25 protein-coding genes are annotated in these 26,148 nt (G+C 61.6%); 13 read left to right on the top strand and 12 right to left on the bottom strand.

Going from position 1 to position 26,148, the window contains the following annotated elements; genetic code table 11:
* Window positions 1–118 precede the first annotated feature (118 nt).
* Window positions 119–1,225, top strand: a complete 1,107-nt coding sequence (locus tag AC1Q6D_RS09225; RefSeq protein WP_103403060.1) for an enoyl-CoA hydratase/isomerase family protein — start codon at window positions 119–121, stop codon at window positions 1,223–1,225.
* A 3-nt stretch (window positions 1,226–1,228) separates the two neighbouring features.
* On the top strand, window positions 1,229–2,380 hold the full coding sequence (locus AC1Q6D_RS09220) for an acyl-CoA dehydrogenase family protein (protein ID WP_103403059.1): 1,152 nt from the start codon (window positions 1,229–1,231) through the stop codon (window positions 2,378–2,380).
* Between the two features lie 92 nt (window positions 2,381–2,472).
* Here the strand turns inward: AC1Q6D_RS09220 and AC1Q6D_RS09215 are convergent, their stop codons facing one another.
* From AC1Q6D_RS09215 to AC1Q6D_RS09190, 6 genes are all read right to left on the bottom strand, one after another.
* A complete protein-coding gene (locus AC1Q6D_RS09215) occupies window positions 2,473–3,246 on the bottom strand; it encodes an enoyl-CoA hydratase (protein ID WP_103403058.1) in 774 nt (257 codons plus the stop codon).
* Window positions 3,247–3,260: 14 nt separating this feature from the next.
* Window positions 3,261–4,388 (bottom strand): acyl-CoA dehydrogenase, encoded by a 1,128-nt coding sequence (locus tag AC1Q6D_RS09210; protein WP_047529329.1) that lies wholly within the window; start codon window positions 4,386–4,388, stop codon window positions 3,261–3,263.
* 144 nt (window positions 4,389–4,532) lie between these two features.
* Window positions 4,533–5,726, bottom strand: a complete 1,194-nt coding sequence (locus tag AC1Q6D_RS09205) for an acetyl-CoA C-acyltransferase (protein WP_103403057.1) — start codon at window positions 5,724–5,726, stop codon at window positions 4,533–4,535.
* Between the two features lie 11 nt (window positions 5,727–5,737).
* Window positions 5,738–6,499 (bottom strand): SDR family NAD(P)-dependent oxidoreductase, encoded by a 762-nt coding sequence (locus AC1Q6D_RS09200; protein ID WP_090461966.1) that lies wholly within the window; start codon window positions 6,497–6,499, stop codon window positions 5,738–5,740.
* Window positions 6,500–6,515: 16 nt separating this feature from the next.
* The gene (locus AC1Q6D_RS09195; protein ID WP_103403056.1) at window positions 6,516–8,180 is read right to left on the bottom strand and encodes an AMP-binding protein; all 1,665 of its coding nucleotides are present in this window, start codon (window positions 8,178–8,180) and stop codon (window positions 6,516–6,518) included.
* A 144-nt stretch (window positions 8,181–8,324) separates the two neighbouring features.
* Window positions 8,325–9,341 carry an AraC family transcriptional regulator gene (locus tag AC1Q6D_RS09190; protein ID WP_103403055.1) on the bottom strand — a complete coding sequence of 339 codons (1,017 nt, stop codon included), beginning with the start codon at window positions 9,339–9,341 and terminating at the stop codon, window positions 8,325–8,327.
* 291 nt (window positions 9,342–9,632) lie between these two features.
* Here AC1Q6D_RS09190 and efeU point away from each other — a divergent pair, with 291 nt between their 5' ends.
* The 4 genes from efeU (at window position 9,633) to efeO (AC1Q6D_RS09170) (ending at window position 13,974) form a co-directional block, all read left to right on the top strand.
* Window positions 9,633–10,490 carry an iron uptake transporter permease EfeU gene (gene efeU, locus AC1Q6D_RS09185; protein ID WP_103403054.1) on the top strand — a complete coding sequence of 286 codons (858 nt, stop codon included), beginning with the start codon at window positions 9,633–9,635 and terminating at the stop codon, window positions 10,488–10,490.
* 120 nt (window positions 10,491–10,610) lie between these two features.
* A complete protein-coding gene (gene efeO, locus AC1Q6D_RS09180; RefSeq protein WP_103403053.1) occupies window positions 10,611–11,825 on the top strand; it encodes an iron uptake system protein EfeO in 1,215 nt (404 codons plus the stop codon).
* A 3-nt stretch (window positions 11,826–11,828) separates the two neighbouring features.
* Window positions 11,829–13,124 carry an iron uptake transporter deferrochelatase/peroxidase subunit gene (gene efeB, locus AC1Q6D_RS09175; protein ID WP_103403052.1) on the top strand — a complete coding sequence of 432 codons (1,296 nt, stop codon included), beginning with the start codon at window positions 11,829–11,831 and terminating at the stop codon, window positions 13,122–13,124.
* A gap of 25 nt (window positions 13,125–13,149) precedes the next feature.
* Window positions 13,150–13,974 carry an iron uptake system protein EfeO gene (gene efeO, locus AC1Q6D_RS09170; RefSeq protein WP_103403051.1) on the top strand — a complete coding sequence of 275 codons (825 nt, stop codon included), beginning with the start codon at window positions 13,150–13,152 and terminating at the stop codon, window positions 13,972–13,974.
* A gap of 141 nt (window positions 13,975–14,115) precedes the next feature.
* On the opposite strand, the gene pssA is transcribed toward efeO (AC1Q6D_RS09170), so the two are convergent.
* A complete protein-coding gene (pssA, locus tag AC1Q6D_RS09165) occupies window positions 14,116–15,459 on the bottom strand; it encodes a CDP-diacylglycerol--serine O-phosphatidyltransferase (protein WP_103403050.1) in 1,344 nt (447 codons plus the stop codon).
* 170 nt (window positions 15,460–15,629) lie between these two features.
* Between pssA and AC1Q6D_RS09160 the strand changes: the two genes are divergently transcribed.
* Window positions 15,630–16,193 carry a TetR/AcrR family transcriptional regulator gene (locus AC1Q6D_RS09160; RefSeq protein WP_103403049.1) on the top strand — a complete coding sequence of 188 codons (564 nt, stop codon included), beginning with the start codon at window positions 15,630–15,632 and terminating at the stop codon, window positions 16,191–16,193.
* Window positions 16,194–16,249: 56 nt separating this feature from the next.
* A complete protein-coding gene (locus tag AC1Q6D_RS09155; RefSeq protein WP_047529351.1) occupies window positions 16,250–16,726 on the top strand; it encodes a nuclear transport factor 2 family protein in 477 nt (158 codons plus the stop codon).
* A 52-nt stretch (window positions 16,727–16,778) separates the two neighbouring features.
* Here the strand turns inward: AC1Q6D_RS09155 and sfnG are convergent, their stop codons facing one another.
* Window positions 16,779–17,873 (bottom strand): dimethylsulfone monooxygenase SfnG, encoded by a 1,095-nt coding sequence (gene sfnG, locus AC1Q6D_RS09150; protein WP_103403048.1) that lies wholly within the window; start codon window positions 17,871–17,873, stop codon window positions 16,779–16,781.
* 336 nt (window positions 17,874–18,209) lie between these two features.
* Here sfnG and AC1Q6D_RS09145 point away from each other — a divergent pair, with 336 nt between their 5' ends.
* Together AC1Q6D_RS09145 and AC1Q6D_RS09140 are read left to right on the top strand one after the other, a co-directional pair.
* Complete coding sequence (locus AC1Q6D_RS09145; protein WP_103403047.1) at window positions 18,210–19,448, top strand: acyl-CoA dehydrogenase family protein; 1,239 nt, start codon at window positions 18,210–18,212, stop codon at window positions 19,446–19,448.
* Window positions 19,449–19,560: 112 nt separating this feature from the next.
* The gene (locus tag AC1Q6D_RS09140) at window positions 19,561–20,340 is read left to right on the top strand and encodes a TSUP family transporter (protein ID WP_047529357.1); all 780 of its coding nucleotides are present in this window, start codon (window positions 19,561–19,563) and stop codon (window positions 20,338–20,340) included.
* Here AC1Q6D_RS09140 and nudC read toward each other — a convergent pair.
* Entirely contained in the window at window positions 20,308–21,138 is an 831-nt protein-coding gene (nudC, locus tag AC1Q6D_RS09135; RefSeq protein ID WP_103403046.1) for an NAD(+) diphosphatase, read from the bottom strand. The two genes, AC1Q6D_RS09140 and nudC, sit on opposite strands and share 33 nt — an antisense overlap.
* A gap of 7 nt (window positions 21,139–21,145) precedes the next feature.
* Window positions 21,146–21,958 (bottom strand): crotonase/enoyl-CoA hydratase family protein, encoded by an 813-nt coding sequence (locus AC1Q6D_RS09130; RefSeq protein WP_103403045.1) that lies wholly within the window; start codon window positions 21,956–21,958, stop codon window positions 21,146–21,148.
* Window positions 21,959–22,218: 260 nt separating this feature from the next.
* Here AC1Q6D_RS09130 and AC1Q6D_RS09125 point away from each other — a divergent pair, with 260 nt between their 5' ends.
* From AC1Q6D_RS09125 to AC1Q6D_RS09115, 3 genes are all read left to right on the top strand, one after another.
* Window positions 22,219–22,752: a tetratricopeptide repeat protein gene (locus tag AC1Q6D_RS09125; RefSeq protein WP_103403044.1), complete on the top strand. Its 534-nt coding sequence runs from the start codon at window positions 22,219–22,221 to the stop codon at window positions 22,750–22,752.
* Between the two features lie 66 nt (window positions 22,753–22,818).
* Window positions 22,819–23,304 (top strand): RNA polymerase sigma factor, encoded by a 486-nt coding sequence (locus AC1Q6D_RS09120; RefSeq protein WP_256590126.1) that lies wholly within the window; start codon window positions 22,819–22,821, stop codon window positions 23,302–23,304.
* Window positions 23,301–24,062, top strand: a complete 762-nt coding sequence (locus AC1Q6D_RS09115) for an anti-sigma factor family protein (protein WP_103403042.1) — start codon at window positions 23,301–23,303, stop codon at window positions 24,060–24,062. Before AC1Q6D_RS09120 ends, AC1Q6D_RS09115 begins: the two co-directional genes overlap by 4 nt.
* A gap of 80 nt (window positions 24,063–24,142) precedes the next feature.
* Here AC1Q6D_RS09115 and AC1Q6D_RS09110 read toward each other — a convergent pair whose 3' ends face one another.
* Together AC1Q6D_RS09110 and AC1Q6D_RS09105 are read right to left on the bottom strand one after the other, a co-directional pair.
* Window positions 24,143–25,441, bottom strand: a complete 1,299-nt coding sequence (locus AC1Q6D_RS09110; protein ID WP_103403041.1) for an ATP-binding protein — start codon at window positions 25,439–25,441, stop codon at window positions 24,143–24,145.
* Between the two features lie 4 nt (window positions 25,442–25,445).
* Window positions 25,446–26,147, bottom strand: coding sequence for a response regulator (locus AC1Q6D_RS09105; protein WP_103403040.1), 702 nt, complete (start codon window positions 26,145–26,147; stop codon window positions 25,446–25,448).
* Window position 26,148: the final 1 nt, after the last annotated feature.

Here is a 26,148-nt window from a genome sequence, read left to right as displayed (position 1 = left end):
AAATGCAGTAAGCACCTGCACATTTCCCGGTTGTACATCACAAATTTGCACTGTTACGATCCTGCATCGCTCGCGCGCGAGCTTCTCAATAAAGAACAATAAAAGCAGGGAGTTAGTGATGACTGCTCAGGTTTCTTCTCCGGGGACTCAGTCCATGGATGCCATGCAAAACGACGTGCTGGCCGAGGTTCGCAACCACATTGGTCACCTGACCCTCAACCGCCCCACCGGCCTCAATGCCCTCACACTGGACATGGTCCGCACCCTGCAGCGCCACCTCGATGCCTGGGCGCAGGACCCGCAGGTGCACGCGGTTGTCCTGCGCGGCGCCGGCGAGAAAGCCTTCTGTGCCGGCGGTGACATTCGTTCGCTCTACGACAGTTTCAAAAACGGCGACACCCTGCATCAAGACTTCTTCGTCGAGGAATACGCCCTTGACCTCGCGATCCACCATTACCGCAAACCGGTGCTGGCCCTGATGGACGGTTTTGTCCTCGGCGGTGGCATGGGCCTGGTGCAAGGTGCGGATTTGCGGGTGATCACCGAAAAAAGCCGTCTGGCCATGCCGGAAGTCGGGATCGGTTACTTCCCCGACGTTGGCGGCAGTTACTTCCTGCCGCGCATTCCCGGCGAACTGGGGATTTACCTGGGCGTCAGCGGCGTGCAGATCCGTGCGGCCGATGCGCTCTACTGTGGCCTCGCCGACTGGTATCTGGACAGCAGCAAACTGGGCACGCTCGACGAAAAACTCGATCAACTGGAGTGGCGCGATACGCCACTGAAGGACCTTCAGGGCCTGCTGGCGAAACTCGCGGTGCAACAGCTGCCCGACGCGCCGCTGGCGGCGTTGCGTCCGGCCATCGATCACTTCTTCGCCCTGCCTGATGTGCCGAGTATTGTTGAGCAACTGCGCGCCGTGACGGTCGCCGACAGCCATGAATGGGCCACGACCACCGCCGACCTGCTGGAAACCCGCTCTCCACTGGCCATGGGCGTGACCCTGGAGATGCTGCGGCGCGGTCGACGCCTGAGCCTGGAACAATGCTTCGCCCTGGAGCTGCACCTGGACCGCCAGTGGTTCGAGCGCGGCGACCTGATCGAAGGCGTGCGCGCCTTGCTGATCGACAAAGACAAACAACCACGCTGGAACCCGCCGACCTTGCAGGCGCTGGACGCCGGGCATGTTGCGAGTTTCTTCCAGGGTTTCGATGAGAGCGGGAGCTGAGTCATGCACGATATCGAATTGAGTGAAGAGCAAGTGATGATCCGCGACATGGCCCGGGACTTCGCCCGTGGCGAAATCGCCCCCCATGCCCAGGCTTGGGAGAAAGCCGGCTGGATCGACGATGGTCTGGTGGCGAAGATGGGCGAACTGGGCCTGCTGGGCATGGTGGTGCCCGAGGAATGGGGCGGTACCTATGTCGACTACGTGGCCTACGCCCTGGCCGTGGAAGAAATCTCGGCCGGCGACGGCGCGACCGGCGCCTTCATGAGCATCCACAACTCGGTGGGCTGCGGGCCGGTGCTCAACTACGGCACTGAAGAACAAAAACAGACCTGGCTCGCGGATCTGGCCAGCGGCCAGGCCATCGGCTGTTTCTGCCTGACCGAACCCCAGGCCGGCTCCGAAGCGCACAATTTGCGCACCCGCGCCGAACTGCGTGACGGTCAATGGGTGATCAATGGCGCCAAGCAGTTTGTCAGCAACGGCAAACGGGCAAAACTGGCGATCGTGTTCGCGGTGACCGACCCGGACCTGGGCAAACGCGGTATCTCGGCGTTTCTGGTGCCCACCGATACCGCAGGCTTCATCGTCGATCGCACGGAACACAAGATGGGCATCCGCGCCTCCGACACCTGCGCGGTCACCCTCAACGACTGCCGCATTCCAGAGGCCAACCTGCTCGGCGAACGCGGCAAGGGCTTGGCCATCGCCCTGTCCAACCTTGAAGGCGGACGCATCGGCATCGCCGCCCAAGCGCTGGGCATTGCCCGCGCGGCCTTTGAAGCGGCGCTGACCTACGCCCGCGAACGCGTGCAGTTCGACAAGCCGATCATCGAGCACCAGAGCATCGCCAACCTGCTGGCCGACATGCACATGCAATTGAACGCCGCACGGTTGTTGATCCTGCACGCGGCGCGCCTGCGTACAGCCGGCAAACCCTGCCTGTCGGAGGCCTCGCAAGCCAAACTGTTCGCCTCGGAAATGGCCGAAAAGGTCTGCTCCTCAGCGATTCAGATTCACGGCGGCTATGGCTACCTGGAAGATTATCCGGTGGAGAAGTACTACCGAGACGCGCGAATCACACAGATCTACGAAGGATCGAGCGAGATTCAGCGGATGGTGATTGCACGGGAACTGAAGAACTACCTGGTGTGAAGCTTTAAAAGCACCGCTCCCACATTGGACCTCAGTGTTTATGAGATCCCTTGTGGGAGCGAGCTTGCGATGGCGTCAGCAAAAACGCCGTATTACTTGCCGACGAACTGCGCCTCACGCTTGGCAATGAACGCGGCCATGCCTTCCTTCTGATCCTGCGTCGCAAACGCTGCGTGGAACACCCGACGCTCGAAACGCACGCCTTCCGACAGGCTCACCTCAAACGCACGGTTGACGCTCTCCTTGACCATCATGGCGATCGGCAGCGATTTTTTGGCGATCAGCGTCGCGACTTTCAGGGCTTCCTCCAGCAGTACATCGCTTGGCACGATCCGCGCCACGATTCCGCAACGCTCCGCCTCCACGGCATCGATCAAACGCCCGCTCAGGCACATTTCCATGGCCTTGGCCTTGCCCACGGCGCGGGTCAGGCGCTGGGTGCCGCCCATGCCTGGCAGCACGCCGAGGTTGATTTCCGGCTGACCGAACTTCGCGTTGTCGCCGGCCAGGATGAAATCGCACATCAGCGCCAGTTCACAGCCGCCGCCCAGGGCGAAACCGTTGACCGCCGCGATGATCGGCTTGCGACGGTTGGCCACGCGATCGCTGTCGCTGAACAGGTCATCGAGGTAAATCTGCGGGTAGGTCAGCTCGGACATTTCCTTGATGTCGGCACCGGCGGCAAAGGCTTTTTTCGAGCCGGTCAGCACGATGCAACCGATGTTCGAATCGGCTTCCAGGGCATCGAGGGCGTGGTTCAGCTCGCCGATGATTTGCGAATTCAGGGCGTTCAACGCTTGCGGGCGGTTCAAGGTAATGAGGCCTACACGGCCATGGGTTTCCAGCAGAATCGTTTCGTAGCTCACAGATGGACTCCTTCTCAAAGATTGCGCGAAATAACCATGCGCTGAATGTCGCTGGTGCCTTCGTAGATCTGGCACACCCGCACGTCGCGGTAGATCCGCTCCAGCGGAAAGTCGTTCAGGTAACCGTAACCGCCAAGGGTCTGCAACGCCGAGGAGCAGACCTTCTCGGCCATTTCCGAGGCGAACAGCTTGGCCATCGACGCTTCGACCAATGCCGGTTTGCCGCTGTCACGCAGGGCGGCAGCGTAATACACCATTTGCCGGGCAACCGCAATTTGGGTCGCCATGTCGGCCAACCGAAAAGCCACCGCTTGATGCTCGATGATCGGCTTGCCGAAGCTCTCGCGTTCGCGGGCGTAGTCACGGGCTGCTTCGAAGGCCGCGCGGGCCATGCCCACCGATTGCGAGGCGATGCCGACACGGCCGCCTTCGAGGTTGGCCAGGGCGATCTTGTAGCCTTCGCCCTCCTCGCCCAATCGATTGGCCACCGGGACCTTCACGTCTTCGAAAAGGATCTGGCAGGTGTCGGAAGCGTGCTGGCCGAGTTTGTCTTCGACCCGCGCGACGGTGTAGCCCGGCGAATCGGTCGGCACGATCAGCGCGGTGATCCCGCGTTTGCCGGCACTTGGATCAGTGACCGCAAACACAATCACCACCCCGGCGTTTTGCCCGGAGGTGATGAATTGTTTGCAGCCATTGAGCACATAGTGATCGCCTTCCAGGCGCGCACGGGTTTTCAAACCGCTGGCATCGGAGCCTGCCTGGGGCTCGGTCAACGCGAAGGCGCCCAGCATCGCACCGCTGGCGAGGGGCTTGAGGAAACGTTCTTTTTGCTCGTCGTTGCCGTAGTTGAGGATCGGCACGCAACCCACCGAGTTATGCACGCTCATGATGGTCGAACAGGCCCCGTCGCCGGCGGCAATTTCTTCCAGGGCCATGGCGTAGGCCAGGTAGCCGGTGTCGCATCCGCCCCACTGCTCCGGCACCAGCATGCCGAAGAAGCCCAGTTCGGCCATCTCGCCGATGGCCTCCTTGGGGAAACGGTGCTCGCGGTCCCATTCGGCGGCGAACGGCTTCAGCCGTTCCTGGGCGAATTGCCGGGCCATGTCGCGGATTTGTTGTTGGTCGTCATTGGGGATCATGACCAGTCCTTATTTAGGTTGAATCACAAAACCTGTAGGAGCGAGCCTGCTCGCGATGGATGCAAGGGCACCACGTTTATCCAGACAGCCCGCGTAATTGTTTAAGTCCATCGCGAGCAGGCTCGCTCCTACAGGGGGGCGGTGTCAGTACAGGCATTCCACGGCCATGGCCGTGGCTTCACCGCCGCCGATGCAGATGGCCGCCACGCCACGTTTCAGGCCTTTCTGGCGCAGCGCCGACAGCAGGGTCACCAGAATCCGAGCGCCGGAGGCACCGATCGGGTGGCCCAGGGCGCAGGCACCGCCGTGCACATTGACCTTCTCGTGGGGAATTTCCAGTTGGGTCATGGTCACCAGGCTGACCACGGCAAAGGCTTCGTTGACTTCGACCAGATCGACCTGGTCCAGCGACCAACCGGTTTTGTGCATCAGTTTTTTGATCGCGCCGACCGGTGCCACCGGGAACAGGCCCGGCGTATCGGCAAACGCCGCATGACCGTGAATCACTGCCAGCGGCTTGAGGCCGCGCTTGTCCGCCTCGGAACGGCGCATCAGCACCAGTGCTGCAGCGCCATCGGAGATCGAGCTGGAGTTCGCCGCCGTCACCGTACCGCCCTCGCGGAACGCCGGTTTCAACGAGGCGATTTTGTCCAGCTTGGCTTTGGGTGGCTGCTCGTCGTTGCTGATCGTCACCTGCTCTTTGCCAACGGTCACGGTCAGCGGCACGATCTCGTCCTTGAAGTTGCCATCCTTGATCGCCTGCTGGGCGCGAGTGGTCGAGGCGATGGCGAAGGCGTCCTGGGCTTCGCGACTGAAACCGTTGGTTTCGGCGCAGTCTTCGGCAAAGGTGCCCATCAGGCGGCCCTTGTCGTAAGCGTCTTCGAGGCCGTCGAGGAACATGTGATCGAGCACGCGGCCGTGGCCCATGCGGTAACCGCTGCGAGCGCGGTCCAGCAGGTACGGCGCGTTGGACATGCTTTCCATGCCGCCCGCGACGACCACCTCGGCGCTGCCGGCAACCAGCATGTCGTGAGCCAGAATCGCCGCTTCCATCCCCGAACCGCACATCTTGTTCAGGGTGGTGCAACGGGTCGATTTATCCAGCCCGGCGCCCAGCGCAGCCTGGCGCGCCGGGGCCTGGCCGAGGCCGGCGGACAGGACGCAGCCGAACAACACTTCTTCGACCGCTTGCGGGGCGATACCGGCGCGCTCCACGGCGGCCTTGATGGCGGCCGCACCGAGTTGCGGCGCGGTCAGGCTTTTCAGCTCGCCCTGAAAACCACCCATCGGGGTGCGGACGGCGCTGACGATGACGATTGGATCGTTGGAAAGGCTCATGACAATTCCTCTTATTTGGCGGCCATGCGCAAGGCACCGTCGAGACGGATCACCTCACCGTTGAGCATGCTGTTTTCAATGATATGCCTGACCAGCTCAGCGTACTCGGCCGGTTTGCCCAGACGCGGCGGGAACGGCACGCCGGCGGCCAGGGAATCGCGCACTTCCTGGGTCATGCCCGCCATCATCGGGGTTTCGAAAATGCCCGGGGCGATGGTCATCACACGGATGCCGAAACGCGCCAGCTCACGGGCGGCGGGCAAGGTCAGGCTGACGATGGCACCTTTGGACGCCGCGTAGGCCGCCTGGCCGATCTGGCCATCGTAAGCGGCGGCGGATGCCGTATTGATGATCACGCCGCGCTCGCCATCGGCGTCCGCCTCGGTTTCGGCAATCGCCGCCGAGGCCAGGCGCAGCATGTTGAAGCTGCCGATCAGGTTGACGTTGATCACCTGGCTGAAGCTGGACAGCGCGTGCGGACCGTTCTTGCCGAGGATCTTCTCGCCGCGCACGATGCCGGCGCAGTTGACCAGGCCATTGAGGCCGCCAAAGGCCTTGACCGTCGCCTGCACCGCCGCTTCAGCCGCAGCTTCGTTGCTGATGTCCGCCACCACGCTTTGCGCGCCGAGGCGTTGGGCCTGGGCGGCGACGGCTTCGGCGTTCATGTCCACCAGCATCACCTTGGCGCCGGCCGCAACCAGCATTTCAGCGGTGGCTGCACCCAGGCCGGAGGCGCCACCGGTGACGAGAAAAACCTTGTTTTCGATCTGCATCATTGTTTCCTTGGATTCAAGCTGAAACGTTCTTCGCGGCAGCCTCTTGAGCCTTCGCGATTTCCTGGTTGCGCAAGATAAAGCGCTGCAATTTGCCGCTTGGGGTTTTCGGCAACTCGCTGACAAATTCGATTTCACGGGGGTACGAGTGCGCGGCCAAGCGCTTGCGCACATGTTGACGCAGCTCTTCGGCCAGCGCCGGCGTGGCGCGGTATTGCTCGCCGATCACGACGAAGGCCTTGACCAGCTCGGTGCGTTCCGGATCGGGTTTGCCGACCACCGCCGCTTCGATCACCGCCGGGTGCTCGATCAACGCGCTTTCCACGTCAAATGGCCCGACACGGTAGCCGGAGGTGGTGATCACGTCGTCACTGCGACCGACGAAGCTGATGCTGCCATCCGGGTTCCACTCCACGGTGTCGCCGCTCAAGTAGTAGTCGCCGACGAAGGCTTTGGTCGGCGCGCCTTCGTAACCGGCGAACCAGCACATCGGCGATTGGTTGCGGTCGATGGCCAGGATGCCCGGCTGGCCGACGCCCAGTTCCTTGTACTGTTCGTCCAGCACCACAATACGGTGGCCCGGCGAAGCGTAACCGGCGGCCCCCATATGAATCGGGTGCTCCAGGCCATGGTGATTGCACAACACCATGCCCAGTTCGGTCTGGCCGTAATGGTCGTGAATGACCACGCCAAGGTTATCGGCGAACCAGCGGATCACTTCCGGGTTCAGCGGCTCGCCGGCGCTGCTGACGATACGCAGATTGCCTTTGATCGACTTGGCGAACTCGTCGCCCCCGGCGATCAGCAAGCGATAAGCCGTTGGCGATCCGGTGAGGTTGGTGATCCCGTACTTGTTGATCACCCGGCAGGTGCTTTCCAGGGTGAACGGGCCATCGTAGAAGGTGATCGGATGACCCATCGACATCGGCCCGGTGACACCAAAGTAGATGCCGTAGGCCCACCCCGGATCGGCAACGTTCCAGAACGCGTCTTCGGGGCGCAAATCCACGGCATCCCGGGTGTAACTCTGGAATGCGACGATGGCCTTGAGTGGCACCGACAGCGCTTTCGACGGGCCGGTGGTGCCCGAGGTGAACATCAGCAGAAAGGGGTCTTCACCGGTCAGCAGCACCGGTTCGCAGACATTGGAGAAATTGGCCAGTTCGGCCCAGAAGCTGTAATCGCCATGGACAATGCCCTGCCCCTTGGGGCCGCCGACGGTGACGATGGTCGGGCAGTCGGCGACTTCTGCGAGTTTCGAGCGGTTGACCGCATCGGTCACCACCACTTTGGCGCCGGAGCTGCCCAATCGATGTTCGATGGCTTTCGGCCCGAAGGCCGTGAACAGCGGCTGATAGACCGCGCCAATGCGCCAGGTGGCGAACACGGTAATCAGCAGTTCGATGTTACGTGGCAACAGGCCGGCGACCTTGTCGCCCTTCTGCACGCCCTGGGCCAACAGGAAGTTGGCGAAACGCGCGGCCTTGTCCTGCAAGTCGCTGAAGGTGTAGGTCGCGCTGGTGCCGTCGCGGCCTTCCCAGAACAGCGCGATCCGACCCGGCAAGGCATGCCGGTCGCAGCACTCGATGCAGGCGTTGAGGGCAGTCAGATCGCCAGCGAGTACGGCGTCGACGGTGTGCTGATAATTGAACTGTGATGTAGCAGACAAGTAATCGCGCATTGCCAGAATCCCTCTGTATTTTTATTAGGTTGGGGGAACCGTAACTAACGGGGAAATACTCGCTCTGCGGGGGGATCGGGACAATGGTCAAAGTTATCAAGTTGCGTGACTGGTTTGGCCAAGATCCGGTAGGTGGCGCCTCTGTCAGGAAGCTTCGTTGAGAATCAAACTGCGGTAATGCCCCGGATTGGACCCCGACCACTTGCGAAACGCTTTGTAGAACGAACTTGCATCGGCAAACCCCAGGCGCGTGGCGATTTCCGCGAAGCTGATGGCCGGTTCCGCCAGCCAGACGATGGCCAGTTCCTTGCGCACGCTGTCCTTGAGCCCTTGATAGGTTTGCCCTTCCTCGGCCAACCGCCGACGCAGGGTCGAGGCCGACATGCACAGGCGTTGCGCCAGGGCTTCGGTTTCCGGCCAGCGTTCGGCCGGCAGTTGCCGCAGATCGTGCTTGATGCGGCTGGCCAGGCTCTGCGGGTCGCGGTACTTGACCAGAATGTTCGCCGGCGCATGGGCCAGGAAACGCTTGAGCTCTTCGGCGCTGCGCTTGATCGGCGCATCCAGGCAATCGGCGGAGAAAATCATCCGCGTGCGTGGACGGTCGAATCGCAGGTTTTCGGAAAACATCACCTGGTAGTCGTCGCAGAAGTCCGGTTGCGAGCAGCGCAACTCGATGGCCAGGATCGGAATCCGCCGCCCCGCCAGCCAGCAGGCCACGCCATGCACGATCATCCAGTAGGTGAAATAGGTGAAGGCCCGGCGCGGCTCTTGTTCATCTTCCAGCAGCACGATTTCCGCCAGGCTCTGTTGGCGGACCAGTTCCGCGGGCAGGTGTTCGAGCATCAGTGACAGGAAGCCCAGGCCACTGGTGAGGCCCGCCGCCAGACTCGGCTGGACCATGGCGCAACGACAAAGAAACTCCAGGCTGCCGGACTTGAGCTTGCGCGGGTCCATGCCGAAAAACTCGTCATCGCCGCGCCGCGCCAACAGACGCCACAACCGGGCGTAAGCGGTGGCCGGTACCCGTGCATCACTGGTGTGCAGCAGGAGCGGATCGATACCGACCTTGATCAACACCTCTTCGGTGGCAACGCCCGGGGCGCAACTTTGCAACAGCGCTTCTCGCACCAGTTGAATGGAGATGGTGTCTTTTTCCGCCATGGAGCGAGGCAAACCCTGTTCTTGTTTGAGTGGTGGGCATATTAGCGCAGCCGCCAACGCCGCGCCCCTGTAGCAGCGAGCCCGCTCGCGATGGAGGTCAGGGCACCGCGTTCATCCAGGCCGCCCACGTCATCGTTGACCGCCATCGCGAGCAGGCTCGCTCCTACAGGGGGCGGAGTGATTTTGCGGGTTGTTCAGCATATGTTCAGGTAATTGGCAATCAATGCCATTTGGTAATGAGTTTCATTATGTTACACCTTAGCACCCTATCCAATTCTCACACGGTGCTGAATGCTCGTTCCTTTTCTGATCATGCTGCGCGAAGGCATTGAAGCCGCGTTGATCGTTGGCATCATCGCCAGCTACCTCAAACAGACCGGCCGTGGCCAGTGGATGCCTGCCGTGTGGATCGGCGTGTTCCTCGCCGCCGCCCTCGCCCTGCTGGTGGGCGGTGGCCTGGAACTGGTGAGCGCCGAGTTTCCGCAGAAACAGCAGGAACTGTTTGAAGGCGTGGTCGGCCTGGTGGCGGTCGGCATTCTCAGTTCGATGGTGTTCTGGATGCGCAAAGTGGCGCGTTCGATCAAGCACTCGCTGCACGCCTCCCTCGATCACGCGCTGACCGGGTCCAGGCATCAGGTCACCGCGCTGATCGCCATGGTGTTTTTCGCCGTGGCGCGTGAAGGCCTGGAAACGGTGTTCTTCCTGCTCGCGGTGTTCCAGCAAAGCGAAGGTCCGGCGGCCCCGATCGGAGCCCTGCTCGGGCTGGTCCTGGCGATCATCGTTGGTTGGCTGATCTACACCGGCAGCCTGCGCCTGAACCTCGGCGCGTTTTTCCGCTGGACCGGTCTGTTCATCCTCGTGGTGGCGGCCGGCATTCTCGCCAACTCGGTGCAGGCGCTGCACGAGGCCGGGGTGTGGAATCACCTGCAAACCGTGCTTTTCGACATCAGCGCGACACTGCCAATGGACGGTCCGCTGGGGTCGGTGCTGGCCGGCATGTTCGGTTACCAGGATGCCCCGACCGTCAGCACCCTGGGTGCCTATCTGATTTATCTGACCGTGGCGCTGGTGATGTTCTTTACGCCAGCCCCCGCGCCTGTTGCGCCCCTCCCTAGGCGCGAGCCTGCTCACGAGGGTCGTGAACGATAACGGTAAAACCGGATGTCCTGCGGCGCCTGCAGTTTTTTCGCGAGCAGGCTCGCTCCCACAGGATTCGTTTGAATAACCAGCCAGACAGTCTTCCTCCATTTCCAGCCAGTAAGGGCAACCATGCCAAATCAAGCCCCCACCCAGGCTTCCCCTCCCCGCGCCTTGCGCTGGGCAGTGGCCGGCTCGGTGATCGTGATGATCGCTGCCGGCGGCCTGTTCTATTACGCCTCGAAAGTGGCCGCTGGTAAGCGCCAGGCGAGCCACGACGAAGTGCTGGTGACCATTCACCCGCACAGCTGCGAGCCGAATGCCCTGACGGTTCCGGCTGGCCATGCCAGCTTCCGCATCGTCAATCGATCCGATCGCGCCGTCGAATGGGAAATCCTCGATGGCGTGCTGGTGGTCGAAGAGCGGGAGAACATCGCGCCCGGCCTGAGCCAGGTGATCAACGCCAACCTGTTGCCCGGCGACTACGCCATCACCTGCGGTCTGCTGAGCAACCCGCGCGGCACCTTGCACGTCACGCCGACGGCGGCGTCGGAAGCGGCGGCCAAGGCCAGGCCGTCGATGGTGGCGTTCGTCGGGCCGCTGTCGGAGTTCCGTGTGTACCTGAGCAGCCAGGGCACGGCGCTGATCAAAGCCGTCACCGCCCTTGAGCAAGCCATCGCCGACGGTGATCTGAGCCAGGCCCAAGCCTTGTACGTCCCGGCCCGTGTCGCCTATCAACGCCTGGCCCCGGCCGCCCAGCGCCTGGCCGAGCTGGACAACGGGATCAACGCCCGTGCCGATTACTTCGAACACCGCGAGCAAGACACCGGGTTTGTCGGTTTCCATCGACTCGAATACGCGCTGTTCCAGCAACGCGACCTCGAGGGTCTGGCACCGGTTGCCCAGCGCCTGTCGGCGGACGTGACCACCCTCAAGCAACAGCTGCTGGCCCAGTCCCTGCCACCGGAGCAACTGGTGAGCCTTGTCGTGCGCAACCTCAACGGCATCGCCGAGGTGCGCGCCCGCAGCGGTGAAGAAGAACGTTACAGCCACACCGACCTGAATGGCTTCGCCGCCAATGTCGATGCCGCACGCAAGGTCGTCGACCTGCTGCGTCCGTTGCTGGCCAAATCCGCCGCCGACCTGCTGCCGCAGATCGACAGTGCGCTCAGCGCGTTCGACACCGAACTCAACGGTTTCAAGATCAAGGACGGCTACGCCAGTTACGACAGTGTCGGCACAGCGCAACGCCAGGAGATCGCCGACAAGGCCAAGGCACTGGCCGCTGCACTCGATGGAATCGACCCCGCCCTTGGCCTTTCTGGCCTGTCAGCAGAAGACGACTGATCAATGAACGACTCAAAGCAATTCAACCTCCAGCGGCGCCGGGTATTGATGGGCATGGGCGCAGCCGGTGTCGCCCTGGCCGGCTCCGCGCTGAGCTGCCCGGCCATGGCCGCCAGTCCGGCACAGGTCACCGAGGCGCCGAGCAGCGACCACACGCAAGACCACCACGAATTCCACGGCAAGCACCAGACTGGCATCGTCACTCCGCGCCCGGCGTCCGGCATGCTGGTGTCGTTCGATGTGCTGGCCAGCGATCGCCAAGACCTGGAGCGACTGTTTCGCACCCTCAATGATCGCATCGCGTTTTTGATGAAAGGCGGTCCGGTCACCCAGGTCGATCCGAAGTTGCCACCGGTGGATTCAGGCATTCTCGGCCCGATCGTGACCCCGGATAACCTGACCATCACCGTGTCGGTCGGCGCCTCGTTGTTCGATGAACGCTTTGGTCTGGCCCACGCCAAACCCAAGCGCCTGATCCGCATGGTCGGTTTTCCCAACGATGCCTTGGAGGCCGACTGCTGCCATGGCGACCTGAGCCTGCAGTTCTGCTCCAACACCACCGACACCAACATCCACGCCTTGCGCGACATCGTCAAAAACCTTCCGGACCTGCTGCTGGTGCGTTGGAAACAGGAAGGCAGCGTGCCGCCCCAGGCCCCGGCAAAACCCGGTGTGCCGGCGCAGAGCGCGCGCAACTTCCTGGGCTTTCGTGACGGCTCGGCCAACCCCGACTCCAGCAATGCCAACACCATGGACAGCATCGTCTGGGTTCAACCCGGCAGCGACGAGCCGGCCTGGGCCGCCAACGGCAGCTATCAGGCGGTGCGGATCATCCGCAACTTCGTCGAGCGCTGGGACCGTACACCGTTGCAGGAACAGGAAAGCATTCTCGGCCGGGTCAAGAGCAGCGGCGCGCCCATGGGCGGCACCCATGAGTCGCAAGTGCCGGACTACAGCAAGGACCCGCACGGCAAGTTGACCAGACTCGACGCGCATATCCGCCTGGCCAACCCGCGCACCGCCACGACCCAGGCCAACCTGATCCTGCGCCGGCCGTTCAATTACTCCAACGGCGTGAACAAGAACGGCCAACTGGACATGGGCTTGCTGTTCATCTGCTACCAGGCCGACCTGGAGAAAGGCTTTATCACCGTGCAAACCCGACTCAACGGCGAGCCACTGGAGGAGTACCTGAAGCCGGTCGGTGGCGGCTATTTCTTCACCCTGCCCGGTGTCACCGGCGACCAGGATTTCATCGGTCGCTCACTGCTTGCCGCCACCCATCCAACAACCGCGTAACCATCCCCCAACACGGAACCGTCCCATGAAACAGTCGCCACTTGCGTTACTGCTGACCCTAGGCTTGCTGACCACTCCGCTTGCGGCTTCCGCGGCGACTGCGCCACTGGCGTTGGTGCAACCGATTTCGGACTACAAGATCTACGTCACCGAGCAACTGGATGAACTGGCCAGCCACACCCGGCAGTTCACCGATGCGGTGAAAAAAGGTGATCTGGCCACCGCGAAAAAACTCTATGCGCCGACCCGGGTTTACTACGAATCGATCGAACCGATTGCCGAACTGTTCAGTGACCTCGATGCGTCCATCGACTCCCGCGTCGATGACCACGAAAAAGGCGTGAAAGCTGAAGACTTCACCGGGTTCCACCGCATCGAATACGCGCTGTTTTCGCAAAACAGCACCCAGGGCCTGGGCGAACTGGCGGACGGTCTGAACAAAGACGTCGAAGACCTGCAAACCCGCGTCGCCGGCCTGACGTTCCCGCCGGAAAAAGTGGTTGGCGGCGCCGCTGCGTTGCTTGAAGAAGTGGCCGCCACCAAGATCTCCGGCGAAGAAGATCGCTACAGCCACACCGACCTCTATGACTTCCAGGGCAACATCGACGGCGCGAAGAAAATCGTCGACCTGTTCCGCCCGTCAATCGAAAAACAGGACGCGGCATTCATCGCCAAAGTCGACAAGAACTTTGCCACGGTGAACAGGATTCTGGCCAAGTACAAAACCGCGAACGGCGGTTTCGAGACTTACGACAAGGTGAAGGAAAACGACCGCAAGGCGCTGGTCGGGCCGGTGAATACCCTGGCGGAGGATCTATCGACCTTGCGTGGAAAACTGGGTCTGAACTGAGTGTCGTAGCGACTGGAAGCGCCTCATCGCGAGCAAGCTCGCTCCCACGGAGTTTTGAGTCGAACCCCAATCACGTGATCGACATTAAACCCTGTGGGACCGGGCTTGCCCGCGATGGCGTCAGCCGCCGCGCTACCGTTTTTACAGGATACGGTAGAGTAAGCGCTCAATACGCACCCGGCTCACACGCTTGAGAAACTTCGCCACCCCTGCCGGGTAATCCGGCAAGGTTTGCAGGTCCTGGAACCGCTCGATACGCCGGGTGTGCTGGAAAATCTGCGCCAGTTCCGTGCGCCGCGGTGCCTGCAACTCGCCTTTCGGATCATCGATCAGCAAGCCGTTTTCCAGATCGAGACGAAACGCCCGAGGGTTGAGGTTGTTGCCGGTCAGCAAGGTGTAGCGCTGATCGATCCACATGCCCTTGAGGTGATAGGTGTTATCGCCGTCCAGCCACAGGTGCAGGTTCAACTGGCCACTGTCGATGTTGCGTTGATGGCGCTTGGCGAACCGGCGCAGGCTGATTTCGTACAGGTACGGCAGCGCCGAAATCACTTTGAACGGCTCGCTCGGCGGAATATAGAAGTCGTTAGCGGTCTTGTCGCCGACCACGATGTCGATCTTCACCCCACGGGCCAACGCCCGGTTGACCTCCCGAATCACCGCCAATGGCAGATTGAAATAGGGCGTGCAGATAGTCAGCTGCTGCTGGGCGCTGGCGATCAGTTCGCAAATCACCCGGTTCAACGGGTTGTTCTTGCCGACGCCGAGCAAGGGGCTGACCGACAGGCCGGTCTTGTCCGTGGTGCCCTGTGTCGTGTCATACGCCGCATGCTTGAGTCGGCTGCGCAGGTCGCCGATGTCATTGCGCAGGCTGCGGGTGGTCGGCAGGTTCGGCAGATCCAGGCGATGCACGGCCTTGGAAGCCACCAGGCCGTGTTGAACCAGATGCTGCATCGAATCGGCCAGGTCACGGTTCTGCAACAGGTGATAACGGTCGTAGCGGTACTTGTCGAATTTGTGCAGGTAGACGTTGTTCAGGCTCGCACCGCTGTAGATCACGCAGTCATCGATCACGAAACCCTTCAGATGCAGCACGCCGAACAGTTCGCGGGTCTGCACCGGCACGCCGTACACCGGCACTTCACTGGCGTGGGTGCGGGTCATTTCCTGATACCAGGCCGAGTTGCCCGGTTGCTTGCCCGCGCCGATCAGGCCGCGCTGGGCGCGCAACCAGTCGACGACCACCACCACGTCCAGTTCCGGACGCGCCCGTTTGGCGGCGTGCAAGGCATCGAGAATTTCCTGACCGGCCTCATCCTGTTGCAGGTACAGCGCAACGATGTAAATACGCCGGGTTGCACTGGCGATTTTTTCCAGCAGGCAACGGCGGAATTCGGCAGCACCAGAGAGGAAGGTGACGGCATCGGCGGTCAGCGGAAAACTGCGCAGTTTGGGCAGCAGAGAGCGTTTGAAAAGCGACGGCATAGGGCTCGCAGTGGGTCGAATCCAAAGAGGTCGAGAGCTTACACCATGGATCGGTTCGGGTCTTGTGGCTGTCTGTCCTGACCTCATCGAAGGCCAGCCAATGATGGCGATTTCTTCACTGGCAAAAATAATGATTGACCATGGAGAACGATCGTTCTACTGTTCGAGCCATGAACGAAATCACAAGCAACGACACACGCGACATCATTCTGGACGTCACCGAAAAGCTGATCTACAAAAGTGGCATCGCCGCCACGGGCATGGATCTTCTGGTGAAGACCGCCGGCGTCTCCAGAAAGAGCGTCTACCGCTACTTCGCCAACAAGGAGGCGCTGACCGTCGCCGCCCTGCAACGCCGGGATCAGCGCTGGATGCACTGGTACAGGAGTGCGGTCGACCAGGCCGATACTCCAACGGACCGGCTGCTCAATCTGTTTACCGTGCTCAAGTCCTGGTTCTGTTCCGAAGGCTTTCGCGGCTGTGCGTTCATCAATACCAGCGGTGAGACCGGTGATCCGCAAGACCCGGTTCGCCTGGTCGCCAAAGACCACAAACAGAAGCTGCTCGACTACGTGTGCGAGCTGTGTACCGACTATGGCGCCGAAGATCCGCAGACGCTCGCCAAGCAGTTGCTGATCCTGATTGACGGGGCCATTACCGTCGCACTTGTCATGGGTGACAACAGTGCCGCCGATCATGCGCAATGTGTGGCGCGCAAGTTATTGGCGCTGTAACTGCTTAATCAAGACCGACAACGTTGTTGAACGTTCATTTGATACGGAGATATCCAATGTCTAACGCTGAAGTTCGTCCGCCATTGCCGCCCTTTACCCGTGAATCCGCCATCGAAAAAGTCCGCCTGGCCGAAGACGGCTGGAACTCCCGCGATCCGCAGCGTGTGTCGCTGGCCTATACCCTGGACACCCAATGGCGAAACCGCGCCGAGTTCGCCCACAACCGCGAAGAGGCCAAAGCCTTCCTGACCCGTAAATGGGCCAAGGAACTGGACTATCGCCTGATCAAGGAACTCTGGGCGTTCACTGACAACCGCATCGCCGTGCGTTATGCCTATGAATGGCACGACGATTCGGGCAACTGGTTCCGTTCCTACGGCAACGAAAACTGGGAGTTCAACGAGGACGGCCTGATGGCCCGGCGCTTCGCCTGCATCAACGACCTGCCGATCAAGGAAAGCGAGCGCAAGTTCCGCTGGCCGCTGGGCCGCCGCCCGGATGATCACCCGGGCTTGTCCGACCTGGGCTTGTAACACTGGCCCCTGGCAGGCGCTGGCAAGCCAGTACCTGCCGGGGTTGAGGTGCTCAGGCGACCGCTGCGGTCTGCCGGGACAACGCTTCGGCCTCCAACGCCCTTACCAGTGGTAGTACCCGCTGGCCGAAATACTCCACTTCTTCCTGAAAGTGCAGAAACCCTGCCAGTACCAGATCCACGCCCACCGCTTTGAGCGCCACGATTCGTTCGGCGATCTGTTGTGGCGTGCCGATCAGATTGGTCTTGAAACCATCGTTGTATTGCACCAGTTCCTCAAACGTCGATTTCGCCCAGTTGCCCTCGCCCTCCGGCGATGCCCGGCCGGCTTGCTTCGCCGCGTCGCCGAAGGCATTCACCGCCTCCGGGTCGGCCTGATCGATGATCTGTGCCAGCACTTCCCGCGCCTCCTCTTCGGTGTCGCGGGCGATCACGAAGGCGTTCACCCCGATCTTGACTGAATGATTGTTCGCCGCAGCCTTGACGCGAATGTCATCGACCTGAGCCTTGATGCCTTCCGGGGTGTTGCCGTTGGTGAAATACCAGTCCGACACCCGCGCGGCCATGTCCCGCGCGGCACGGGAACTGCCACCCTGGAAGATTTCCGGACGCCCCAGGGGTTTGGGTTTGAGGCTGTAGTTATCGAAGCGGTAGAAGTCACCGCGAAAGGTGAAGTTGTCCTGGGTCCAGATGCCTTTGAGTGATCGGATGAACTCTTCGGAGCGGCGATAGCGCTCATCGTGTTCCAGCCAGTGTTCGCCGATGGCCTGGAACTCGCCCTTGAACCAGCCGCTGACGACATTGATCGCCACCCGGCCGTTGGTGAGTTGATCGATGGTAGCCAGTTGCTTGGCCGCCAGCGCCGGTTGCCAAGGGCCCGGCAGGATCGCAGCGATGACTTTGAGCCTGGTCGTTGCCGCCAGCAGGGCATGGCTGAAGGCGACCGATTCATGCTGGTACTCGGCGCCGTAACCGGCGGTGAAACGAATCTGTGTCAGGGCATATTCGAACCCCGCCTCTTCTGCCAGCTGTGCCAGCTTGCGGTTGTAGTCGATACCCCAGTGGGTACGTTGTTCGATCTTGCTGACCACCAGCCCACCGCTGACGTTCGGCACCCAGTAGGCAAATTTCACGGCTTGCTGACTCATTGGCGTTTCCTCGGGACATTAGGGTATGTCCTGGGGCATGAGCAGCAAGCGTGCCAGCCCTGAAGTGAGCACGGTGGCGAGGGAGCTTGCTCCCGCCGGGCTGCGCAGCGGCCCCGGATTTCGCTGAGCGCTGCGCACTCAAGCGCGAGCAAGCTCCCTCGCCACAAAAACCGCCTCACCCGGACAATTTGCTGATGCACTGTTGGCCCGGCAACAGTTGAAACCACCGCCAACTCAAGGGCGCCCAGTAAATCCGCACAGGACGGGTCCGGCATGGACCCTGCAATCGTCCCTGGCAGACGCAATGCTTTTTCTGCCCAGCTAAGGAGTTGTCCCATGACCGAACACCAGGTAATCAACCCGCTGTCCACCGGCGCCGACTATCAAACCCTCGCCGCGAAGTACCGACCGATTTTCCAGCGCATTGCCGACGGCGCCCTCGAACGTGAACAGTCGCGCACCCTGCCCTATGAGCCGATTCAATGGCTCAAGGACGCCGGATTCGGCGCAGTACGGGTACCGATTGAATACGGCGGCGGTGGCGCTTCGGTGCCACAGTTGTTTGAGCTGCTGATCGAACTGGCGGAAGCCGACTCCAACGTTCCCCAGGCACTGCGCGGCCACTTCGCCTTTGTCGAGGATCGTCTCAACGCCCCATACGGCCCGTCGCGGGATATCTGGTTCAAACGCTTCGTCGAGGGAGACATCGTCGGTTGCGCCTGGACTGAAATCGGTGCCGTCGAGGTTGGCGATGTCGTGACCAAAGTCACGCCCCATGGCGATCAATGGCGGCTCAACGGTGAGAAGTTCTACAGCACCGGCAGCCTGTTCTCCGACTGGATTGACGTCTACGCCCAGCGCAGCGACACCGGTGGCGACGTCATTGCCGCCGTGCGCACGCGCCAGCCGGGCATCGTGCAGAGCGATGACTGGGACGGCTTCGGCCAACGCACCACGGGCAGCGGAACATCGCGCTTTGTCGATGCCGAGGTGGACGCCGAGAACATCATCGATTTCGCGACCCGCTTCAAATACCAGACGGCGTTCTATCAGCTCGTGCTCCTGGCCACCCTGGCAGGCATCGGCCGTGCGGCATTGCGTGATGTGTCGCGTCATGTGCGCGAACGCCAGCGCATCTACAGCCATGGCAACGCACAGCGGGTCAGCGATGACCCGCAGGTCCAGCAAGTGGTCGGCAATATTGCCGCGTGGGTGTATGCCGCCGAAGCCAGCGCCTTGAGCGCGGCGAAACCCGCGCAGGAGGCCTACCTGGCGCGTTTCGCCGGTGACGACGAACGGGAAACAGCGGCGAATGTGGCGGCGGAAATCGAATCGGCGAAGGCGCAAGTGGTGGTCACGGAGCTGATCCAACGGGCGACCACCGAGCTTTTCAATGCGTTGGGGGCTTCGGATATTCGCCAGGGCAAATCGCTCGACCGGCATTGGCGCAATGCGCGGACCGTGTCGTCGCATAATCCGCTGATCTACAAGGCACGGATTGTCGGGGACTGGACGATCAACGGAACCGAGCCACCGTTTGTGTGGCAGATCGGTAATGGGCCGCAGCTTAAATGATCTGTCGTCAGGGCTGACGCCTTCGTCGGGTCGCCGCCAAAGGTGGATGTGGGTAAGATGTGAGCCCTCCCCGCATATCCACCTTTGGCACCTCGCCGAATAAGCCGATTCCATGCCTTTCGAACTCAGCGTTGACCTCACCACCCTCGCCATTCTCGCCCTTGTCGCCTTTGTAGCCGGCTTCATCGACGCCATTGCCGGCGGTGGTGGCCTGTTGACCACCCCGGCCTTGCTGACCGCAGGCCTGCCACCGCACCTGGTCCTGGGCACCAACAAGCTCAGCTCGACCTTCGGTTCCGCCACCGCCAGCTTCACCTTCTACCGTCGCAAGCTGTTCCATCCCAGGCAGTGGACTCACGCCATCGTCGGCACGCTGGTTGGCGCCCTGAGCGGTGCCGTGGTCGCCCACTACCTGCCGGCCGAATGGCTGAACAAGATGCTCCCGGTGATCGTCTTTGCCTGCGGTGTCTATCTGTTGTTTGGCGGAACGCCGAAAGCCCCGCTGGACAGCGACGCGCCGATCAAGAAAACCTGGCAATCGACCCAAGGCTTCAGCCTCGGCTTCTATGATGGTGTGGCCGGTCCCGGCACCGGCGCGTTCTGGACCGTCAGCAGCCTGCTGCTCTACCCCATCGACCTGGTGAAAGCCAGCGGCGTGGCGCGCAGCATGAACTTCGTCAGCAACGCGGCGGCGCTGTCGATCTTCATTTTTTCCGGTCAGGTGGACTGGGTGATCGGCTTGAGCATGGGCTCGTCATTGATGGTCGGCGCCTTCTTCGGCGCTCGCACCGCCATCAGTGGCGGCGCGAAGTTCATTCGTCCGGTGTTCATCACCGTGGTGTTGGGCCTGACCGTGCGCCTAGCCTGGCAACACTGGTTCAGCGTGGCCTAACCGCCGCGCCACATAGACGTCGATCAGGTAACGGGCAATCGAGCGTGACGCCGGCAACGGCGGCAGCTCGTGCACGTTGAACCACTGGGCGTCTTCAATCTCGTCTTCCTGGCAGACGATCTCGCCGCCGGCGTATTCAGCATGGAAGCCGAGCATCATCGAATGCGGGAACGGCCAGCACTGGCTGCCCATGTACTGGATGTTCCTGACCTCGATCCGCACCTCTTCTCGCACCTCGCGAATCAGGCAATCCTCGGCGGACTCACCCGGTTCGGCAAAGCCCGCCAGCGTACTGTAGACCCCGGTGACAAACCGTGGCGAACGCGCCAGCAGGATTTCGTCGCCACGGGTCACCAACACGATCATGCTCGGCGAGATCCGTGGATAGCTGCGCAGATCGCAGGGCTGGCAATACATAGCCCGTTCACGCGGCACCTGATTCATGGCTTGCCCGCAATTACCGCAATAGCGGTGCTCACGGGCCCAGGTGCCGATCTGCGCGGCGTACGCGAGCACCTTGTACACCGTGTGATCGCCTTCGAGCATGAACGCCCGCAAGCCTTTCCACTGACAGCCCGGGACCTCGCTGTGGCTGCGCAATTCCAGCAGATACACCGGCTCGCCATCGAGATGACCGATGCCATGCTCGGCCAGAATCGCCAGGTCCTGGCGCTTGAGCCATTCACGGGGGAACAGCGCGCCATTGTCATCGAACAGAAAGCCTTCGGGGCTGCGCGCCACGGCCCAGCCGCCGGGTTGATCGGTGTCCAGTACTGCAGTGGTCCAGCGTGAAGTCATTTTTCAATCAATCCAGAAATTCGGGTTTCTGTTTGCTCATATGGGCGGCCATGGCCACGCGCAAGTCAGTGGATTGCAACATGGCGGCGTTCCAGGTGGCGACGTATTCCAGGCCATCATCGATGCGGTGATCGCGCATGTAGCTGATCATTTCCTTGGTGCCAGTGACGGCAATCGGCGACTTGCCGGCGATCTCGCGGGCAATGCCCATGACGCCATCAAGCAGGCTGGCATTGTCGCTGTAAACGCGATTGACCAGGCCCATGCCCCGCGCCTCTTCGGCACCAAAGGTGCGACCAGTGTAAGCCAGTTCGCGCAGCATGCCGTCACCGATGATCCGCGGCAAGCGTTGCAGCGTGCCGACGTCAGCGGCCATGCCGATGTCGATTTCCTTGATCGAGAACTGGGCATCTTCGGCGGCGTAGCGCATGTCGCAAGCGGCAATCAGATCGATGGCACCGCCCAGGCAGTAGCCTTGGATGGCGGCCATTACCGGTTTGCGGCAGTTGTCGACGGCATTGAACGACGCTTGCAGATTGAGAATCTTGCGCCGCAACAGGCGCGCGTTGCGCCCGACGTCCTTGCCCATTTCATTGGCCACGCCCGCCAGCATCATCAGGTCGATGCCCGAGGAAAAATGCTTGCCGGCGCCACTGAGGACCACCACTCGCACCTCGTCGGTGTCGTCGATCCACTGAAAGATCTCGACGATTTCGCTCCAGAACGCAGCATTCATCGAGTTGATCTTTTCCGGGCGGTTGATCTGCACATGGGCGATTTTATCGACCAGTTCGACGTTGAACGCTGTGTATTGGGACATGCCGGTGATCCTTTAGCGGGCAAAAAAGAGGCCCGAACTATAACAAGGCAGTGCGGTGGGCAGTAAGGCAGCGGTTCGGCCAAAAGCGGGACCGCATGCGGACATAGCCCCTCGATTTGAGCCTTTCTTGCAAAGAACCCCGCAACGCAATGAATAATTGTCCGCCCTGCAGTGTTTACCTTTTGACGGGCACTGGCAGAACAATTCGACGTATTCGGCCTGTTCGATGTCCCGACCCTGATTCCTGTGGAGCATTGTCCATGAATAACCGTTTTTCAGTGTTCATCGCACCGCTGTTGATTGCCACCGCGCTCACCAGTTCCCTGGCGCTGGGCCATGGCGATGACAATTCGCCCGCCAAACCCGAATGCCCTCGAGGCCAGGTTTTAGATAAAAAAACGCAGAAATGCGTCCTGCAAACCAGTAAAGCGCTGTCTGACGCCGACCGCACCGATTACGCTTACCAATTGGCCAAGGACAATCGCTACGAAGAAGCGCTGGCCTTGCTGGATACGCTCAAAGACCCCAACACCGCCAAGGCGTTAAACTATCGCGGCTATGCTACGCGTAAACTGGGGCGTACCGACGAAGGTATCGGTTACTACCTGCAGTCGGTCAAACTCGACCCGCAGTACGCGAAGGTCCGCGAGTACCTCGGCGAAGCCTATGTGGTCAAAGGTCGGCTGGACCTGGCCCAGGAACAGTTGCAACAGATCAAGTCGATTTGCGGCAACACTTCCTGCGAGGAATACCAGGACCTGTCTGAAGCCATCCACGATTCATCGAAAACCTGACATCCCGAACGGACGGAGGTCGCCATCGCCAGCGATCAGGCAATACGGGCAGAACTGAGCCAGCACCTGGCGCGTCTATGGCGCTACGGCCTGCTGCTGTCCCGACAACGGCATGTTGCCGAAGACCTGGTGCAGGCCACGTGCGTGCGCGCACTGGAACGGGCCGGGCAATACGAACCGGGGACGCGGATGGACCGCTGGCTGATGAGCATCCTGCATTCGATCTGGATCAACGAAGTGCGTGCGCGACGGGTGCGTCAGGGGCAAGGCACGGTCGATACCGACAATGCGTTGTCGTTTGACGGAGAACACGCGGCGCAGACCCATGTACTGGCGTCGCAGGTCATTCGCCGTGTCGATGCGCTGCCCGAGGCGCAACGGGAAACGGTGTTTCTGGCCTATGTCGAGGGGCTGTCCTATCGCGAGGTCGCCGAAGTGTTGCAAGTCCCCATCGGCACGGTCATGAGTCGCCTGGCAGCGGCCCGGGTGAAACTCGCCGAATACCCGCCGTTGCAATCCGTGCCGAACCCTTCCAGCGGAGAACGTCGATGAACGCGAAACTCTCGGATGAGCAACTGGTGGCCTACCTGGATGACCAGCTCGATACCGAACAGCGGGCACGCATCGACGCGGCCATTGCCGAAGACCCGATGATCGGTCTGCGCCTGCAATGGCTGGATCGCAGCAGCCTGCCGTTCAAGGATGCGTTCAACCAGTTGAGTCGCCAGGCCCCCGTGGATCGCCTGCAAGCGATGCTCGACACCTTGCCCTCGCCGGCCCGTCCACCGCTCAGCCGTCGCTGGTTCCTGGCGGCAGCGGCCGGGCTGGTGGCCGGTGGCGTGCTGGCGGATCGCCTGTTCCTGGGCTGGCAGGAAAGTCAGCAAACCAGCAACTGGCGCGGGCTGGTGGCCGACTACATGGCACTCTACGTGCCGCAGACCCTCGACCACTTACCGAGCGATGAAACCACTCAGCGCGCGCAATTGCAGACCCTTGATGAACATCTGGGCCTCAAGCTCGCACCCGCGCAGTTGAGCTTGCCCAGGATTGAACTCAAGCGCGCACAAATCCTTGAATACGATGACGTGCCGATCGCCCAGATCACCTACCTGGACCCGGTCCATGGCCCGCTTGCGCTGTGCATCACCCTTTCCGGCACCGGCAGTCGACATATCGCCCGGGAACGTCGGCACGGGTTGAACATTGTCTATTGGTCGGACATGCACCACGCCTGGATGCTCATCGGACACAACCCGGCGGCAGAACTGGAGGCAATGGCCACGACGCTACGCAGCCGATTAAGCGCCTGACTGCACGAATCTCTGTGGCGAGGGAGCTTGCTCCCGCTCAGAGGCGCAGCCGTCGTAAAAACTTTGACAGGAATGCAATCTCACGCCGGCGTCGGCAACCACAAGCGGAATCGTGCCCCGCCCAGCGGCGATGCTTCGACCGTCAAGGTACCGCCCTGCGCCTCCAGTGCCCGACGACTGATCGCCAGCCCCAGGCCAAACCCGCCCGTGGCGCGATCACGACTGCGGTCCAGCCGATAGAACGGCTCGAAAATCCGCTCACGCTGATCATCCGGAATGCCGATGCCGTCGTCGTCGACCCAGATCTCGCAGCCTTTGGGGCACACCTGCACGCCAATCTGGATGCGTTTTTCGCAGTAACGCATGGCGTTGCGCAGCAGGTTCTGCAGGGCGCGGGCGGTCAGGCGCGGGTCGAGGCTGAAGCGTTCGAGCTGACCATGGAGCAGCACGTCGATGACGATGTCCGGTGATTGTTCTTCATCCACACTGCCCAGAATGCTGTCGATGAATTCATCCAGCGACACCTCGACCTGTTCCGGCACCCGCGCCGGATTCTGCAAGCGGCTGTAGGACAGCAGTTCCAGCACCAGTTCATCGAGTTCACGGATGTGGTCGACCAGCCCTTGCAAACGTTCGCGGCTGGTGGCCGGCAGGTCGTCGGACAGGGCCAGGGCCAGGCCGAAATCCAGTCGCGTCAACGGCGTGCGCAATTCGTGGGACACCGCGTTGAGCAGGTCTCGCTGCTGGTTCAGCAGGTTTTCGATATCGCCGGCCATGGTGTCGAAGACGTTCGCCAGACTGCCGATGTTGGAACTGGCCGCAATCTGCGTGCGCTCGCTCAAGTGGCCCTTGCCGAAGCGTTCTGCCGCACGTTTCAGGCGCTCCAGGTCACGCCAGTGCGGACGCAGCCACAGCAACAGGCACGCGAGCATGGTCGCGCCGATCAGCACGTTGATGCTCCAGTACAGCAGGTTGACGTCCAGCGGGTCCGGCGGCACCACCATTTGCACCACGGTGCGCTCATTCAGCGGCGCCACCGCCAGGGTGCGCCAACCCCAGTCGCCGACACGCACCACGTTTTCACCGCGCTGCAAACGTTGCTGCTCGTCGAGGGACAACCCGGGATCGTCGATCGCGCTGAGTACGATGTGCAGCGGCCGGAAGTCCTCGTCCATTTCGGCCGCCAGGGCTGGCCACCGCTCGACCGGAACCGCCTTGAACTGCTTGACCATGAGGGTTTGCAGCCCTCGGGAATAATCGAGGTTGTAGCTGATAAAGCGCTCCTGGAAGACCTTGATCACCAGGTCCGGCACCAGATAAATGGCGGCGCTGAACGAGACAATGGTCACCAGGTAAAGGCGAAAGAGGATTCTGAACATCGGCTCAGCATTCCCACTCGGAACGGCTGAACAGGTAGCCCTTGCCCCACACGGTCTTGATCTTGCGCGCTTCGCCCGCGTGGTCGTCAAACTTGCGTCGCAGCTTGGAGATCGCCACGTCCACCGAACGGTCAGTGCCGTTGAACTCGATGCCGCGCAGCCGTTGCAGAATCTGGTCGCGGCTCAATACTTCGCCGGCATGCCGGGCCAGCACCACCAGCAGGTTGTACTCGCCGCTGGACAGTTCGACCAATTGTTCGCGCCAGGTCACGGTGCGCTCGGACAGGTCGATGCACAGGTTGCCCATCAGGATCCGGTCGTTGGCGGTCTGTGGCTCGCTGAGGCTGCTGCGCCGCAGCAAGGTGCGCACCCGGGCCAGCAATACGCGAGGCTCGCAGGGTTTGGTGACGTAGTCGTCAGCGCCCATTTCCAGGCCCAGCACCTGATCGTGGCTGTCGTCGCGGGCGGTGAGCATCAGGATCGGCAGGCTCGCCGAATCGGCGCGCAACAGGCGGCACACTTGCAGCCCGTCGAGCCCCGGCAGCATCAGGTCGAGGATCACCAGGTCCGGCGGATTGAGCCGCGCCCGCTCGCGCACATGATCACCGCGACTGATCACGCAGACGGAGTAGCCGTTGCGTTCCAGGTAGCTGGCAATCAGCTCGGCGAGTGCGGTGTCGTCTTCGACCAGGAGGATGTTGGGCATG

It is taken from the genome of Pseudomonas sp. MT92 (assembly GCF_058792515.1).
The sequence above is the reverse complement of the archived record's forward strand: the minus strand, read 5'-3'. Positions and strand labels throughout refer to the sequence as shown.

Bases quoted from the DNA above. Each gene is read 5' to 3' on its own strand.
- AC1Q6D_RS09225 (WP_103403060.1), top strand. From the start codon at position 119: ATGACTGCTCAGGTTTCTTCTCCGGGGACTCAGTCCATGGATGCCATG.
- AC1Q6D_RS09200 (WP_090461966.1), bottom strand. From the start codon at position 6,499: ATGCAGATCGAAAACAAGGTTTTTCTCGTCACCGGTGGCGCCTCCGGC.
- AC1Q6D_RS09115 (WP_103403042.1), top strand. From the start codon at position 23,301: ATGAACGCGAAACTCTCGGATGAGCAACTGGTGGCCTACCTGGATGAC.
- efeO (WP_103403053.1), top strand. From the start codon at position 10,611: ATGCCAAATCAAGCCCCCACCCAGGCTTCCCCTCCCCGCGCCTTGCGC.
- AC1Q6D_RS09110 (WP_103403041.1), bottom strand. From the start codon at position 25,441: ATGTTCAGAATCCTCTTTCGCCTTTACCTGGTGACCATTGTCTCGTTC.
- efeO (WP_103403051.1), top strand. From the start codon at position 13,150: ATGAAACAGTCGCCACTTGCGTTACTGCTGACCCTAGGCTTGCTGACC.
- AC1Q6D_RS09195 (WP_103403056.1), bottom strand. From the start codon at position 8,180: ATGCGCGATTACTTGTCTGCTACATCACAGTTCAATTATCAGCACACC.
- AC1Q6D_RS09220 (WP_103403059.1), top strand. From the start codon at position 1,229: ATGCACGATATCGAATTGAGTGAAGAGCAAGTGATGATCCGCGACATG.
- AC1Q6D_RS09160 (WP_103403049.1), top strand. From the start codon at position 15,630: ATGAACGAAATCACAAGCAACGACACACGCGACATCATTCTGGACGTC.
- nudC (WP_103403046.1), bottom strand. From the start codon at position 21,138: ATGACTTCACGCTGGACCACTGCAGTACTGGACACCGATCAACCCGGC.
- efeU (WP_103403054.1), top strand. From the start codon at position 9,633: ATGCTCGTTCCTTTTCTGATCATGCTGCGCGAAGGCATTGAAGCCGCG.
- AC1Q6D_RS09140 (WP_047529357.1), top strand. From the start codon at position 19,561: ATGCCTTTCGAACTCAGCGTTGACCTCACCACCCTCGCCATTCTCGCC.
- AC1Q6D_RS09145 (WP_103403047.1), top strand. From the start codon at position 18,210: ATGACCGAACACCAGGTAATCAACCCGCTGTCCACCGGCGCCGACTAT.
- AC1Q6D_RS09125 (WP_103403044.1), top strand. From the start codon at position 22,219: ATGAATAACCGTTTTTCAGTGTTCATCGCACCGCTGTTGATTGCCACC.
- AC1Q6D_RS09105 (WP_103403040.1), bottom strand. From the start codon at position 26,147: ATGCCCAACATCCTCCTGGTCGAAGACGACACCGCACTCGCCGAGCTG.
- AC1Q6D_RS09155 (WP_047529351.1), top strand. From the start codon at position 16,250: ATGTCTAACGCTGAAGTTCGTCCGCCATTGCCGCCCTTTACCCGTGAA.
- AC1Q6D_RS09205 (WP_103403057.1), bottom strand. From the start codon at position 5,726: ATGAGCCTTTCCAACGATCCAATCGTCATCGTCAGCGCCGTCCGCACC.
- pssA (WP_103403050.1), bottom strand. From the start codon at position 15,459: ATGCCGTCGCTTTTCAAACGCTCTCTGCTGCCCAAACTGCGCAGTTTT.
- efeB (WP_103403052.1), top strand. From the start codon at position 11,829: ATGAACGACTCAAAGCAATTCAACCTCCAGCGGCGCCGGGTATTGATG.
- AC1Q6D_RS09190 (WP_103403055.1), bottom strand. From the start codon at position 9,341: ATGGCGGAAAAAGACACCATCTCCATTCAACTGGTGCGAGAAGCGCTG.
- AC1Q6D_RS09210 (WP_047529329.1), bottom strand. From the start codon at position 4,388: ATGATCCCCAATGACGACCAACAACAAATCCGCGACATGGCCCGGCAA.
- AC1Q6D_RS09130 (WP_103403045.1), bottom strand. From the start codon at position 21,958: ATGTCCCAATACACAGCGTTCAACGTCGAACTGGTCGATAAAATCGCC.
- sfnG (WP_103403048.1), bottom strand. From the start codon at position 17,873: ATGAGTCAGCAAGCCGTGAAATTTGCCTACTGGGTGCCGAACGTCAGC.